Genomic DNA, 13,414 nt, shown 5'->3' on the forward strand with positions numbered 1-13,414 from the left:
CCTTTGGTCCTCGCGCGGCCCACTCACTACGGTGTGCCCGTCCATGCTGACAGGCCGTGGCGGCGGTAGCCCGTCCGCCCCGTCCCGATGTCGGCCACCGACGACGACCCAAGGGACGAACCATGAAGCAGGCTCTCAAGGCCGCCGGCACCGCGGCGCTCGGCATCGCCATCGCGGCGGTGGGCGCCGGTACCGCCGCCGCCGCCCCCGCGCCCGGCGGCCTCGGGCTGCCCACCGGCGCGGTCACGAACCCCGCGGTGACCGGTGCGGTCACCGACACCGCCGCCAAGCTGCCCGGCGGCGACAAGGTCACCGGCACGCTCGGCACCCTCACCCCGGCCGCCGGCCAGGCGGCGCCCGCCCCGGCCGCCGAGGCCGGTGCCACCACGCGTGGCGCCATCCCGACCATCCCCGGCATCGACAAGACCCCCATCGGCGGGCTGACCCACACCCTGCCGCTGCCGGGCCTGGCCGGCTGACCTGGCCGCCGGCACGGCGACGGGCCGTCCGCCCCGGTGATCCCGGGAGCGGGCGGCCCGCCGTCGTACCGGGCCCGGCGCGACGGCGCCGGGCGTACGGCTCCCGGGCTTACGGCTCCTGGGGGAGCAGCACCCAGAGGACCAGGTAGACCAGGCACTGGAGCCCGGGCAGGATGATCGAGATCAGGAAGATCAGTCGCACGGTCCACGGCGTCACGCCGTAGCGCTCGGCAAGCCCGGCGCAGACGCCGGCGATGACGCGGTTGTGACGGGGACGGGCGAGACGGGCGCTCATGGGTCAACTCCGTGTCGTGGCACCCGATCCGGCCGATCCGGCGGGCTTAATTTCCACTCTCCGCCACCGCGCTCCCGGAAACGTCCACCTGGCAGTCGATTCGCCACCCCGCCGACTCGCCGGTGAGGCGTAGCCGGGTGTCGGGGTCCGTCTCAGGGTCGCCCGGAGTGCGGATGCCCCAGGTGGCGCCCGCCCGGCGGCGGGAAAGCCCGTTGCGGGCCGGTGGCGGGCCGGTCTAGCCTCTCCGGCAACACGTCGAGGGAGACGAGTACCTCCGGGCCCCGTGGGCCGAGAGAGCCGCCGGCAGCTGTGAAGGCGGCCCCGCGCCCCGGAGCGAAGACACTCCCGAGTGCGGGGAGGAAATGCCCCGCCGGCCGGCCCCCGTCAACGGGCCGCAATGAGGCCGCCGCCCGCGCGGGCGGCGGCGAAAGTGCGGTGGCACCGCGAGTTGCCCTTCTCGCCCGCATTCCGAAGGGATCACCACGACGCCCCTGGAGGGCCGCGATGATCCACCCGACGACCCGTGTCCTGGCCGCCGAACTACCCGGCCACGTCGGCGAATCCGTAGAGATCAGCGGCTGGCTGCACCGCCGCCGCGCACTCAAGTCCGTCACCTTCCTGGTGATCCGGGACCGCTCCGGACCGGCCCAGGTGGTCGCCCCCGGCGCCGGTCCCGACCTGCCGGAGGAGACCGTCCTGCGGATCCGTGGCACCGTCACCGCCAACCCGCAGGCGCCGGCCGGCGTCGAGCTGACCTCGCCCACCGTCGAGGTCCTGTCCAGCCTCGCCGAGGCGCCCCCGTTCAGCCTGTTCCGGCCGACCGTCGAGGCCGCCCTCCCGGTGATCCTCGACGGCGCTCCCGTCACCCTCCGCCACCCGCGCCTGTCCGCCCTGCACCGGATCGCGGCGGCCTCGGTGGGCGGGTTCCGGGCCACCCTCGACGGCCTGGGCTTCACCGAGATCCAGACCCCGAAGGTGGTCTCCTCGGCCACCGAGTCCGGGGCGGACGTCTTCGCGCTGGACTGGTTCGGCCGCCCCGCCTACCTCGCGCAGTCGCCGCAGTTCTTCAAGCAGGCGATGGTCGGGGTGTTCGAGCGGGTCTACGAGACCGGGCCGGTGTTCCGGGCCGAACCGCACGACACCGCGCGGCACTTGGCGCAGTACACCAGCCTCGACGCGGAGCTCGGCTTCATCACCGACCACCGCGAGGTGATGGCCGTGCTGCGCGAGGTGGTCGCCGGGATGGTCGCCTCGGTGGCCGAGCGGGCCGGCGCCGCCGTCGACCTGCTGGAGGTGAAGCCGCCCGAGGTCCCGGCGGAGATCCCGCAACTCCACTTCGCCGAGGCGATGCGGCTGTTGGGCGTCGACGAGCCGGACCTCGCCCCGGCGCACGAGCGGTGGCTCGGCGAGTGGGCGCTGCGCGAGCACGGCAGCGAGTTCCTGTTCGTGGTCGGCTACCCGATGCGCAAGCGGCCCTTCTACACCCACCCGGAACCGGGCCGCCCGGAGTACTCCAACAGCTTCGACCTGCTCTTCCGCGGGCTCGAACTGGTCACCGGAGGCCAGCGGCTGCACCGGTACGAGGACTACCTGGCCGCGCTGGCGGCCCGGGGCGAGCCGGTCCAGCCGTACGAGGGCTACCTGCGCTCCTTCGCGCACGGGATGCCGCCGCACGGCGGGTTCGCGCTGGGGCTGGAGCGCTGGACGGCGCGGCTCACCGGCACCGACAACGTCCGCCGGACCACGCTCTTCCCGCGCGACCTGCACCGCCTGACGCCCTGACCCCTGACGCCCTGACACCGACGGGCGGGGGACACCGGACGGACCGGAGCCCCCCGCCCGTCGGCGGCGGATCAACAGGCGGTTACTGCGCCTGCCCGGACTGCCCGGCCGGCGGCACCGGCTGCGCGTACGGGTTGTTCGGCACGGGCTGCGCCGGCGGAGCGTACGGCGCGGCTTGCGGCGCGGCGCCCTGCGGCGGGACGGGCTGGCCGTACGGCGCCTGCGGGGCGTTGGGGTCGTACGGCGCCGCCTGCGGGGCCGACTGCTGGTTCTTGGCGTTGCCGCGTTCGACGATCGCCTTCACGGAGTTGGCGATCAGCGCGATCGGCAGGATGAACGCCTTGAAGAAGATCTCGTACCGGCCGCCTTCGAAGACGAACGCGAGGTAGTAGGCGTACCCCAGGAATCCGAGGCCGGCGAGGACGTTGATGATTCGCCAGCCGACCTTCAGGCCGCTACCGGGATTGACCGCTCCGAGGACCAGCATGGCGGCACCGCTGATCGCCAGCGCGACGACGTACCAGGAGAAAAGCGGCTCGGCGCTGAAATCGAGATTGTTCAAGGGGGATTCCTGTGGGACGGGGGATAAGGCGGTGAGGCCTTTGGGGCGACAGCGCAGATTACCGGAGGCGGCCGACATTCGGCGTCGCCTTTTCATCACGGAGTCGTCGCACCCCGACGGAACGGCAATGGACGAGGTGGGAAATGACTGACTATGAGGTGCCGCGGGTCTTTTGCGGCCTCGACGGCGAGTGCGGGAACGCACTCGCCGTGGTGCGGGAGGACGGGCCTCAGCGAGCGGGGGGCGTGGGCTCGGCGTAGGCGCGGGCGCGCGCGACCGGCGGGCCGACCAGGGCGGTCACCTTCGGCGCAGGCGCGGGCGCAGGCGCGGCCCCGGGCGCGGGCACCGGCACCCGGACCCGCGGCCGCCGGTCGCGCAGCAGCCGCCGCAGGCCGGGGACGAGGGCCAGGTGGGTGATGGCCACGCCGATCACGGCGAGCAGTATGTGGTCGACGTTGAGGACGTGCCCGGGCGTCCAGGAGGAGAGGAACTCCAGGCCGGTCGCCAGCAGGGCGGAGGCGCCGGTGGTGCGCAGGAAGGACGGCAGCCAGGGGGCCCGCAGCCGGCCGCCGGACAGCGGGAGCAGCACGCCGAGCGGGGCCAGCAGGAGGAACTCGCCGACCACCTGCCAGCCGGTGGAGGAGCGGAGGGAGGCCAGCGGCGTCAGGTTGGTGTCGTACACCCAGGGAACCGGCAGCGGCCTCAGCACCACCAGCCAGAGGACGAGGGCCAGGTGACAGGTCAGGCCCGCCAGTCCGGCTGTTCGAAGGGGACGGTGGACGGCCGTCGCCGGCCGGTTCCTGGTCCGTGCGCCGGAACGCTCGTCGCGTGTCCTGGTGCCATCTCGCTGCACGGGGGGAAGGACGTGGGCCGGTGGCGCGGTGGTTCCACCCCGGGCGTGAACATTCCGGGGCGCGCCCCCGGCCTCCCGCCGCCCCGGGGCCGAGCGGTGGAACGGCGGGGCGGCGGGGCGGCGGACGAGGGGCAGGCGGGACTACCGGCAGGGCGCCGCGGTCGGCACCGCGCCGAACACGTTGTCGGCCGGCGGGGTGGCGGGCACCACCGTGGGCGACGGGCTCGGGCTCACACCGGCCTTGGCGGCGCCGCGGGCCGGCGGGGTCGGCGTGGGCGCCGGCGGTGTGGCCAGGGCGGTCGGTATGTGCGGGGCGGTCGGGCAGGCCGTCCGGCTGGCCGGGGCGCCCGCGTCCACCGGGACGGCGGTCGGCCGGATGCCGCAGCCGGAGGCGAGCGCGAGCAGCAGCAGGGCGCCGGCGGTGCGGCGCAGGGCGGTGCGGGTGGGGGCGGTCACGTGGCGTCCTTGTCCTGGGCGGCGTCGCCGAGGGGGCCGTCACCGGTCTCGCCCTCGTTCGGCGGAGGCGTCGGGGCCAGCGGCAGCGTCAGCGTGAACACCGCCCCGACCTCCCCGTTCGCTGCCGTGATCGTGCCCCCGTGGATCTGTGCGTTGGCCATCGCGATCGACAGCCCCAGGCCGCTGCCCTCCGAGCGGGCCCGCCCCCGGTCCGCCTTGTAGAACCGGTCGAAGACGTGCGGCAGCACGTCCTCGGGGATGCCCGGGCCGCTGTCGGAGACCTCGATGACGACCGAGCCCGCGGTCTGCCGGACCTTGACCCGCACCGGGGAGCCGCCGTGCTTGAGCGCGTTGCCGATCAGGTTGGCGAAGACCACGTCGAGCCGGCGCGGGTCGACCACGGCCAGGATGCCGCGCGGGGCGTCCAGTTCGACGGCGTCGTACCAGGCCCGGCCGTCGATGCAGGACATGATCAGGTCGGCCATGTCCACCTCGTCGGCGACCAGCTTGGCGGTGCCGGCGTCGAAGCGGGTCACCTCCATCAGGTTCTCCACCAGGTCGGACAGCCGCCGCGTCTCGCTGACGACGAGCCGTACGGCCGGCGCGATCATCGGGTCCAGCGACTCGGCCTCGTCCTCCAGGATGTCGGTGACGGCGGTCATCGCGGTCAGCGGTGTGCGCAGCTCGTGCGACATGTCGGCGACGAACCGCCGGCTCTGCGCCTCGCGCGCGCTCAACTCCTCGACCTGCTCGTGCAGCGACTCCGCGGCCCGGTTGAACGTCCTCGCCAGGTCCGCGAGTTCGTCCCCGCCCTCGACCTCCAGCCGGGTGTCCAGGTGTCCCTCGCCGAGCCGTCGGGCGGCGTCGCCGAGCCGCTTGACCGGCCGCAGCACGGTCGACGAGGCCGCCTGGGCGAGCAGCGCCGAGCCGATCAGCGCGAGCAGCGTGGCGATGGCCAGCGACCAGCCCAGCGTGTTGAGGTCTTTGCGTTCGTTCTCCAGCGACTTGAACATGTACGCCGTCGGGCCGGTCGGCACCACCTTGGTGCCGCCGATCAGGAACGGCTGGCCCGCCAGGTTCTGCCGCTGCCAGTACAGGTGGTACGGGTACGGGTTGCTCTCGGTGACCTCGCGCTGTCTGGCGACGGTGGACTGCAGCGCCGCCGGGACGTCGGCCAGCGTGAACTGCCCCGGGTCGGAGGAGGCCGTGCACTCCGGGTGCGCCGGGTCGGCCACCACCACGTCGTAACTCAGTCCGGAGCTGGCGACGGTGGACGCGAGCGTGGTCAGGTCCGGGCAGCTCGCGTTCAGCGGCAGCTCGGAGACGTTGCGGCTGAGCGAGACCCGGAAGTCGTTGAGGGCGGTGTCCTGGGCGCGCTTGAGCACCGCGTCGCGGTTGAGCCAGTAGGCGATGCCGGAGGCCGAGACGGCGGCGAGCAGCGCGACCGCCGCGAACACCGCGATCAGCCGTACGCGCAGGGAACGCAGCCTGCGCCACGGGCCCGCGGTGAAGCGGCGGGCCGTCGCCTGATGATCAGTCACAAGAGCCTGTCGTCGTACGGAAGTTCAGGGAGTTCAGGGAGTTCAGGAATTTCGGGCAGCCCAGGCGGATCAGGAGGGCGGCAGCCAGGAGGACGGGAAGCAGGAGGACGGGAGAGGCGCTCAGGCCGGCGGGTCCAGCCGGTAGCCCACGCCGCGGACGGTGCGGATCAGGGTCGGCGCGGACGGGACGTCCTCGACCTTCGCCCGCAGCCGCTGCACGCAGGCGTCCACCAGACGGGAGTCACCCAGGTAGTCGTGCTCCCAGACCAGCCGAAGCAGCTGCTGGCGGGAGAGCGCCTGGCCGGGGCGGCGGCTGAGCTCCAGGAGCAGCCGCAGCTCGGTCGGGGTGAGCTGGAGGTCCTGCCCGTCCTTGGTGACGGTCATCGCCGCCCGGTCGATCACCACGGTGCCGTACGCGGAGGAGTCGGAGCTCTCCCGCTCGCCGCGCCGCAGCACGGCCCGGATCCGGGCGTCCAGCACCCGTGGCTGCACCGGCTTGACCACGTAGTCGTCGGCGCCGGACTCCAGGCCGACGACCACGTCGATGTCATCCGAACGGGCGGTCAGCAGGATGATCGGCAGCTGGTCGGTGCGGCGGATGCGGCGGCAGACCTCGAAGCCGTCGATTCCGGGCAGCATGACGTCCAGCACGATCAGGTCGGGCCGCTGCTCCTTGAAGAGCCTCAGACCGTCCTCGCCGGAGGCGGCGGTGGCCACACGGTGGCCCTGGCGGGTGAGGGCGAGTTCGAGGCCGGTCCGGATGGCGTCGTCGTCCTCGATCAGAAGGAGGAAAGGCACGGCCCCATTTTGGCCCACTCGAAGCGTCGAATCACCCCCAGGACCGGTCACCGCCCGTACGGGAACCGGAAGGAGCACCACCGGCGTCCGGTACGGAGGGAGGCGGACCGGGACGAAAGGCCCGCCCCTGTGACACCCCTGTGACAGTCGGCGGACAGCGCCATCACAACCGGCGGGCAAGATTTTCCATGTCGCCGCAGGACAGCGGGCCAACCCGGCCGGCTGGAAGGCGGCAACAGGAACCGCTCGTACCGACCCAGGGGGCGCACGATGAACGCCATGCTTCAGACCCGGACCAACCCGGCTGTCCGCACCGCGCGCTCGTCAGCCACCGCCCCGCGGACCCGGTACGAGGTCAGGACCGACGAGAACTCCGGTGCCGTGACCGTACGGGGGTGCGCGCACAGCACCGGTGGAAACCCTGTCGCCCGCCGGGTGAGCGGCGGCGCCAGGACGGGGGAGCTGTACGGGATCGGCCGGGTGGGGAACGCGGCCGACTCCGGCAACACCCTCACGCTGCGGGGGATCCTCCCCGTCCGCGTCGAGGGCAAGGACGCTCCGGCGGGGAACCGGGGCGTCGGCGGGAACGGCCTGCGGACGGTCGGCTCGGGGGAGTCGGCCGGCCGCGAGGCCGCCGGTGCGACGCTGCTGCAGCTGAACCCGGCGGCGGCCCGCACCACCGAGGCGGGACGGGCGGACGCGCAGGGGGAGCACCCGGCCGTCGCGGAGGACCACATCACGGAGTTCACCGCGTACGTGCGCGAGCGCCGCGCCTCCCTGTACGCCACGGCGTACCACCTCACCGGTGACCGCTACGAGGCCGAGGACCTGCTGCAGAGCGCGCTCTTCAGCACCTACCGGGCCTGGGGCCGGATCACCGACAAGGCCGCGGTCGGCGGGTACCTCCGCCGCACCATGACCAACCTGCACATCTCCGCCTGGCGGCGCCGCAAGGTCAACGAGTACCCGACCGAGGAGCTGCCGGAGACGGCCGGCGACACCGACGCGATGGGCGGCACCGAGCTGCGCACCGTGCTCTGGCAGGCGCTGGCGAAGCTTCCGGAGAACCAGCGCACCATGCTGGTGCTGCGGTACTACGAGGGCAAGACCGACCCGGAGATCGCCGACGTGCTGGGGATCAGCGTCGGCACGGTCAAGAGCAGCATCTGGCGGGCGCTGCGCCGGCTGCGCGAGGACGAGCACCTGAACAAGTCGGGCGACACCGTCCGGGCGTTCGGCGAGCTGGTCGCCTGACGCGGGCGCGGGTGACGCGAAGGAGTGGAACTCCCGTCGGGGGACGGGTAGCGGACGGTCGCGGTGCGTGGACGCCGGCTCGGGGGAGCGGTGAACACGGGGAGCCCGACGGCCGTTCGGGGAAGGCGACGGGCCCGGTGCGGGGGAGACGCACCGGGCCCGTCGTTCTTCGTGTCTTCGTTCCGCGTCGAGCCCTCGTCCGGAGACGGCCCGCCCGAACGGAGCACGGCCCGCCCGAACGGAGGGCGGCTCAGACGGAGGACAGCTCCCGCCGCCCGGCCGCGGCGCGGATCCGGCGCTCGGCCTCGGCCCCGGCGCACGGGTGGGAGCCCAGGGTGACCTGCCGCCCGACGATGGAGCGCTCGGCCCGCATCAGCCGCCAGCCGCGGCGCAGCAGCACCGGCAGCGACTTGCGGCCCTCCCGGACGTCCCGGCGCAGCCGGCGCCAGGCCGTGGTGAGCGCGCCGTTGCGCAGGCACAGGGCATCGCCGAGCAGGCCCTCGGCGGCGCACTCGGCGGTGATCTCGGCGGCGAAGATGCCCTCGGCGATGAACGCGGGGGCGCCGTCCAGGTCCAGGGCGCGGGTGGCGATCCGGCCGTTGTCCGGGATCGAGTACACCGGGACGTCGGCGCGGCCGGTCGCGTACAGGCTGCGGATCGCGGCGACCGCCTGGTCGCGGTGCCAGGCGAGCGGGGAGTCCCAGTCGACCGCGCCGTCGGGCAGCAGCGGCAGGGTGGGGTCGTCCCCGTCCTTGTAGAAGTCGTCCAGTTGCAGGACCGGCAGCCCGCTGCGCTCGGCGAGCGAGGACTTCCCGGAGCCGGAGGGGCCGGACAGCAGGACGACCCGGGCGTGGGTCATCGGCACAGGATTCAGCGGGTCGTCACTCACGGGACACCAGTCTGACGCATCCGGGCCCGATGCCGAAACCCGTCGGATCACACCTTCTGAGAGCTCCGGGGATCGGCGAGCCGGAGGACGGCGTCGAAACGGCACGGAAAGGCGACGGACCCGCGCCAGGGGGGGAGAGGCGCGGGTCCGTCCAATGACCGTCCGGGCCCTGGGGGGGAGAGGGCACTGGGGACGGCCAGTCTGTGGAGTTGTTACTCGGTGGTCGACGGGGCGGTCAGATCCCCATCGGGTGCCAGACCGTCTTCGTCTCCAGGAACGAGAGTAGCCGGTCGGTACCGGGCGCATTGGTCCAGTCCTGGGCGAACGGGTCCAGCTCCGGACGGACCACCCTCTTCAGGGTATCCGCGGCGGCCGCTTCCAGCGCCTGCGCCGCGCCGGGGCCGTCGGCGGCGATCGCGCCGGTGAGGTCCACCGCGTTGACGTCCTGGTGCGAGGCCAGGGTGGGCACGATGTCGGCGGTCTTGCCCGAGATGATGTTGACCACGCCGCCGGGGACGTCCGAGGTGGCGAGCACCTCGCCCAGCGACAGGGCCGGCAGCGGGGCGTCCGCGGCGGCCGCGACCACGACCGTGTTGCCGGTGGCGATCGCCGGGGCGATCACCGAGACCAGGCCGAGCAGCGAGTGCCCGTACCCGGCCTGCGGGGCGACGATCCCGACCACGCCGGTCGGCTCCGGGGTGGAGAGGTTGAAGAAGGGGCCGGCGACCGGGTTGGCGCCGCCCGCGATCTGGGCGACCTTGTCCGTCCAGCCCGCGTACCAGATCCAGCGGTCGATCGCGGCGTCCACCAGCGCGGCGGCCTTCTTCGGGCCGATGCCCTCGGCGGCGGAGACCTCGGCGGCGAACTGCTCGCGGCGGCCCTGCAGCATCTCGGCCACCCGGTACAGCACCTGGCCGCGGTTGTACGCGGTGGTGCCGGCCCAGCCCTTGACCGCCGCGCGGGCGGCCAGGACGGCGTCGCGGGCGTCCTTGCGGGTGCCCAGCGGAGCGTTGGCGAGCCACTGGCCCTTGGCGTCCGTCACCTCGTACACCCGCCCGCTCTCGGAGCGCGGGAACTTCCCGCCGACGTACAGCTTGTAGGTCTTGAAGACGTCAAGACGCGTCGCGACATCAGACATCGAGGTAGGCCTCCAGACCGTGGCGGCCACCCTCGCGGCCGTGGCCCGACTCCTTGTAGCCGCCGAACGGCGAGGTCGGGTCGAACTTGTTGAAGGTGTTGGCCCAGACCACGCCGGCCTTGAGCCGGCTCGCCGTCCACAGGATGCGCGAGCCCTTCTCCGTCCAGATGCCGGCGGAGAGGCCGTACGGGGTGTTGTTGGCCTTCGCGACCGCCTCGTCGGGGGTGCGGAAGGTCAGCACCGACAGGACCGGGCCGAAGATCTCCTCCTGGGCGATCCGGTGGGCCTGGCTGACGCCGGTGAACAGGGTCGGCTTGAACCAGAAGCCGGTGCCCGGGAGTTCGCACTCGGGCGACCAGCGGTCCGCGCCCTCGGCCTCGCCGGCGTCGGTCAGCTCGGTGATCCGGGCCAGCTGGGCGGCCGAGTTGATGGCGCCGATGTCGGTGTTCTTGTCCAGCGGGTCGCCGACCCGCAGGGTGGACATCCGGCGCTTCAGGGCGTCCAGCAGCTCGTCCTGGATCGACTCCTGGACCAGCAGGCGCGAGCCCGCGCAGCAGACGTGGCCCTGGTTGAAGAAGATGCCGTTGACGATGCCCTCGACCGCCTGGTCGATCGGCGCGTCGTCGAAGACGATGTTCGCGGCCTTGCCGCCCAGCTCCAGCGACAGCTTCTTGCGGCTGCCGGCCAGCTGCCTGGCGATCGCCTTGCCGACCGGGGTGGAGCCGGTGAAGGCGACCTTGTTGACGTCCGGGTGCGCGGTGAGCGCGGCGCCGGTGCGGCCGTCGCCGGTGACGATGTTGACGACGCCCTTCGGCAGACCGGCCTGGCGGCAGATCTCGGCGAAACGCAGGGCCGTCAGCGGGGTGGTCTCGGCCGGCTTGAGGACGACGGTGTTGCCGGTCGCCAGGGCGGGCGCGATCTTCCACGCCAGCATCATCAGCGGGAAGTTCCACGGGATGACCTGGCCGGCCACGCCCAGCGGGCGCGGGTTCGGGCCGAAGCCCGCGTAGTCCAGCTTGTCCGCCCAGCCGGCGTAGTAGAAGAACCACGCGGCGACGGTCGGGATGTCGAAGTCGCGGGTCTCGCGGATCGGCTTGCCGTTGTCGATCGACTCCAGCACGGCCAGCTCGCGGCTGCGCTCCTGGATGATCCGGGCGATCCGGAACAGGTACTTGCCGCGCTCGCTGCCCGGCAGCGCCGACCAGTCGGCGAAGGCCTTGCGGGCGGCGGCGACCGCGCGGTCCACGTCCTCGTCGGTGCCCTGGGCGAACTCGGCGAGCACCTGCTCGGTGGCCGGGTTGACCGTCTTCAGGGCCTCGCTGCCGGAGGAGTCGACGAACTCGCCGCCGATGAAGTGGCCGTAGGAGGTGGCGATGTCGCCCGCGGCGGCGGGGGACTCGGGGGCCGGGGCGTAGGCGAAGAGGCCGGAGGCCTTCACGGGCTCCTCGATGTTCTTCTTCTTGGCCATGGTGATCAGTCCACCGTCACGTAGTCGGGGCCGGAGTAACGTCCGGTGGTGAGCTTCTGGCGCTGCATCAGCAGGTCGTTGAGCAGGCTGGAGGCGCCGAAGCGGAACCAGTGCGGGCTCAGCCAGTCGTCGCCGAGGGTCTCGTTGACCATCACCAGGTACTTCATGGCGTCCTTGGTGGTCTTGATCCCACCGGCGGGCTTCACGCCGACCTGGACGCCGGTCTGCGCCTTGAAGTCGCGGACCGCCTCCAGCATCAGCAGGGTGACCGGCGGGGTCGCGTTGACGGCGACCTTGCCGGTGGAGGTCTTGATGAAGTCGGCGCCGGCCAGCATCGCCAGCCAGGAGACGCGGCGCACGTTGTCGTACGTCTGCAGCTCGCCGGTCTCGAAGATCACCTTGAGGTGGGCGCTGGTGCCGTCCGGGCGCTTGCACGCCTCCTTGACGGCGACGATCTCGTTGAAGACGTCGTAGTAGCGGCCGGAGAGGAAGGCTCCCCGGTCGATCACCATGTCGATCTCGTCGGCGCCCGCGGCGACCGCGTCGGCGGTGTCGGCGAGCTTCACCGGGAGGGCGGCGCGGCCGGCCGGGAAGGCGGTGGCCACCGAGGCGACCTGGATGTCGGTGCCCCGCAGGGCGTCCTTCGCGGTGGCGACCATGTCCGGGTAGACGCAGATGGCGGCGACGCGGGGGGTGGTCGGGTCGGTCGGGTCGGGGGTCCTGCCCTTGGCGCACAGGGCGCGCACCTTGCCGACCGTGTCCGCGCCTTCCAGCGTGGTCAGGTCGATCATCGAGATCGCCAGGTCGATGGCGTAGGCCTTCGCCGTGGTCTTGATCGAGCGGGTACCGAGGGCGGCGGCACGCGCCTCGAGGCCGACCTGGTCGACGCCGGGCAGGCCGTGCAGGAAGCGGCGGAGCGAGGCCTCGGACGCCGCAACGTCCTGAAGGCCGCTGCCCGCAACGCCGAGGGCATTGGCTGCAACAGTGGACATAGTCACCAGAGCAGCATATCTACGCGCGTAGTCGACCGCTAGGGGGCCTGCCTTTCGTGGCCGGACCGAGACCTCGGAGAAGGCGGAGGGGTGGCAGGGAGCGTGTACGGCCGGGCCGCGCGGCGACCGGCGACCGGGTGGTCCGGGGGCGGCATTCGATGCCGGACCGAGACCTCTCGGTGGGGGGCATGGGGCAGAATCGACGGCATGACCGATTCCGACGGCAAGCCCCGACAGGGTTCCGCCGCCCCCGACGGGGATCCCGCGTACGCGGACCGCGTGTACCGCTCTGTCCCCGGTGTGATCTCCGGAGTGCTGCTGCTGGCCGTCGCCGGCTGGTTGATCGGCGACGCGGTGCTGAACGGGACGGGGAAGACGCCGTACGTCTCGCTCGCGGCGGTACCGGTGTTCGCCTTCCCGGTGATCGCCTACACGCTGCGCCCGGCGGTGCTGGCGGACCGCAGCCGGCTGCTGGTGCGCAACCCGTGGCGGACCATCACCGCGCCGTGGGCCTCGGTGGACGCGCTGCGCGCGGGGTACTCGGTCGAGCTGCTGGCCGGGGGCAAGAAGTACCAGGTGTGGGCGGTGCCGGTGTCACTGCGGCAGCGCAAGCGGGCGACCCGGGCCCAGCAGCGCGGCGGCGCCGAGCACGCCTCCCGGATGGGGATGGTGTTCGGCCGCCAGGCCAACCCGGTGGTGCAGGGCTCGCCCGACCCGACCCGCGCCTGGTCCGACCAGGTGACCAACGTGCTCCAGGAGATGGCCGAGCGCAACGCCCGCCGCCCCGACGCGGCCGGCCCGGTCGAGGTGGCGTGGTGCTGGTGGGTGATCGCGCCGACGCTGGCCGGCCTGGCCGCGCTGATCACGGTGATCGCGGTCTGAGCCGAAGCACGCGAGGGGCCCGCCG

Annotated in this window: 14 protein-coding genes; 4 read left to right on the top strand and 10 right to left on the bottom strand. The window is 72.9% G+C overall.

Going from position 1 to position 13,414, the window contains the following annotated elements; all coding sequences use genetic code 11:
• Positions 1-122: 122 nt before the first annotated feature.
• A complete protein-coding gene (locus tag AB0O82_RS04890) occupies positions 123-479 on the top strand; it encodes an ATP-binding protein (protein ID WP_363580244.1) in 357 nt (118 codons plus the stop codon).
• A gap of 109 nt (positions 480-588) precedes the next feature.
• Here AB0O82_RS04890 and AB0O82_RS04895 read toward each other — a convergent pair whose 3' ends face one another.
• On the bottom strand, positions 589-774 hold the full coding sequence (locus tag AB0O82_RS04895) for a PspC domain-containing protein (protein WP_363580246.1): 186 nt from the start codon (positions 772-774) through the stop codon (positions 589-591).
• 504 nt (positions 775-1,278) lie between these two features.
• On the opposite strand from AB0O82_RS04895, the gene aspS reads away from it, so the two are divergent.
• Positions 1,279-2,556, top strand: a complete 1,278-nt coding sequence (gene aspS, locus AB0O82_RS04900) for an aspartate--tRNA(Asn) ligase (protein WP_363580248.1) — start codon at positions 1,279-1,281, stop codon at positions 2,554-2,556.
• A gap of 82 nt (positions 2,557-2,638) precedes the next feature.
• Here the strand turns inward: aspS and AB0O82_RS04905 are convergent, their stop codons facing one another.
• The 5 genes from AB0O82_RS04905 to AB0O82_RS04925 all read right to left on the bottom strand — a co-directional run bounded on the left by AB0O82_RS04905 (position 2,639) and on the right by AB0O82_RS04925 (position 6,766).
• Entirely contained in the window at positions 2,639-3,118 is a 480-nt protein-coding gene (locus AB0O82_RS04905; protein WP_363580250.1) for a hypothetical protein, read from the bottom strand.
• A gap of 229 nt (positions 3,119-3,347) precedes the next feature.
• Positions 3,348-3,971 carry a VanZ family protein gene (locus AB0O82_RS04910; protein WP_363580252.1) on the bottom strand — a complete coding sequence of 208 codons (624 nt, stop codon included), beginning with the start codon at positions 3,969-3,971 and terminating at the stop codon, positions 3,348-3,350.
• A gap of 141 nt (positions 3,972-4,112) precedes the next feature.
• Positions 4,113-4,427, bottom strand: a complete 315-nt coding sequence (locus tag AB0O82_RS04915; protein WP_363580254.1) for a hypothetical protein — start codon at positions 4,425-4,427, stop codon at positions 4,113-4,115.
• Positions 4,424-5,968, bottom strand: coding sequence for a HAMP domain-containing sensor histidine kinase (locus AB0O82_RS04920; RefSeq protein WP_363580256.1), 1,545 nt, complete (start codon positions 5,966-5,968; stop codon positions 4,424-4,426). Before AB0O82_RS04920 ends, AB0O82_RS04915 begins: the two co-directional genes overlap by 4 nt.
• Positions 5,969-6,088: 120 nt before the next feature.
• On the bottom strand, positions 6,089-6,766 hold the full coding sequence (locus AB0O82_RS04925) for a response regulator transcription factor (protein ID WP_063349065.1): 678 nt from the start codon (positions 6,764-6,766) through the stop codon (positions 6,089-6,091).
• 591 nt (positions 6,767-7,357) lie between these two features.
• Between AB0O82_RS04925 and AB0O82_RS04930 the strand changes: the two genes are divergently transcribed.
• A complete protein-coding gene (locus AB0O82_RS04930; protein ID WP_107453068.1) occupies positions 7,358-8,020 on the top strand; it encodes a SigE family RNA polymerase sigma factor in 663 nt (220 codons plus the stop codon).
• 250 nt (positions 8,021-8,270) lie between these two features.
• On the opposite strand, the gene AB0O82_RS04935 is transcribed toward AB0O82_RS04930, so the two are convergent.
• The 4 genes from AB0O82_RS04935 to deoC form a co-directional block, all read right to left on the bottom strand.
• A complete protein-coding gene (locus tag AB0O82_RS04935) occupies positions 8,271-8,879 on the bottom strand; it encodes an ATP-binding protein (RefSeq protein ID WP_363580258.1) in 609 nt (202 codons plus the stop codon).
• Positions 8,880-9,144: 265 nt separating this feature from the next.
• Positions 9,145-10,047 carry an aldehyde dehydrogenase family protein gene (locus tag AB0O82_RS04940; protein ID WP_363580260.1) on the bottom strand — a complete coding sequence of 301 codons (903 nt, stop codon included), beginning with the start codon at positions 10,045-10,047 and terminating at the stop codon, positions 9,145-9,147.
• Entirely contained in the window at positions 10,040-11,515 is a 1,476-nt protein-coding gene (locus AB0O82_RS04945; protein ID WP_363580262.1) for an aldehyde dehydrogenase family protein, read from the bottom strand. Before AB0O82_RS04945 ends, AB0O82_RS04940 begins: the two co-directional genes overlap by 8 nt.
• A 5-nt stretch (positions 11,516-11,520) precedes the next feature.
• Positions 11,521-12,507, bottom strand: a complete 987-nt coding sequence (gene deoC / locus AB0O82_RS04950) for a deoxyribose-phosphate aldolase (protein WP_363580264.1) — start codon at positions 12,505-12,507, stop codon at positions 11,521-11,523.
• Positions 12,508-12,714: 207 nt separating this feature from the next.
• Between deoC and AB0O82_RS04955 the strand changes: the two genes are divergently transcribed.
• Positions 12,715-13,389 carry a PH domain-containing protein gene (locus AB0O82_RS04955; RefSeq protein ID WP_363580266.1) on the top strand — a complete coding sequence of 225 codons (675 nt, stop codon included), beginning with the start codon at positions 12,715-12,717 and terminating at the stop codon, positions 13,387-13,389.
• Positions 13,390-13,414: the final 25 nt, after the last annotated feature.

The organism is Kitasatospora sp. NPDC088264 (assembly GCF_040685715.1).
GTDB lineage: Bacteria > Actinomycetota > Actinomycetes > Streptomycetales > Streptomycetaceae > Kitasatospora.

Excerpts from the sequence above, each read along its gene's own strand:
- AB0O82_RS04890 (WP_363580244.1), top strand. The coding sequence starts at position 123 with ATGAAGCAGGCTCTCAAGGCCGCCGGCACCGCGGCGCTCGGCATCGCC.
- AB0O82_RS04895 (WP_363580246.1), bottom strand. The coding sequence starts at position 774 with ATGAGCGCCCGTCTCGCCCGTCCCCGTCACAACCGCGTCATCGCCGGC.
- aspS (WP_363580248.1), top strand. The coding sequence starts at position 1,279 with ATGATCCACCCGACGACCCGTGTCCTGGCCGCCGAACTACCCGGCCAC.
- AB0O82_RS04935 (WP_363580258.1), bottom strand. The coding sequence starts at position 8,879 with ATGACCCACGCCCGGGTCGTCCTGCTGTCCGGCCCCTCCGGCTCCGGG.
- AB0O82_RS04940 (WP_363580260.1), bottom strand. The coding sequence starts at position 10,047 with ATGTCTGATGTCGCGACGCGTCTTGACGTCTTCAAGACCTACAAGCTG.
- AB0O82_RS04945 (WP_363580262.1), bottom strand. The coding sequence starts at position 11,515 with ATGGCCAAGAAGAAGAACATCGAGGAGCCCGTGAAGGCCTCCGGCCTC.
- deoC (WP_363580264.1), bottom strand. The coding sequence starts at position 12,507 with ATGTCCACTGTTGCAGCCAATGCCCTCGGCGTTGCGGGCAGCGGCCTT.
- AB0O82_RS04955 (WP_363580266.1), top strand. The coding sequence starts at position 12,715 with ATGACCGATTCCGACGGCAAGCCCCGACAGGGTTCCGCCGCCCCCGAC.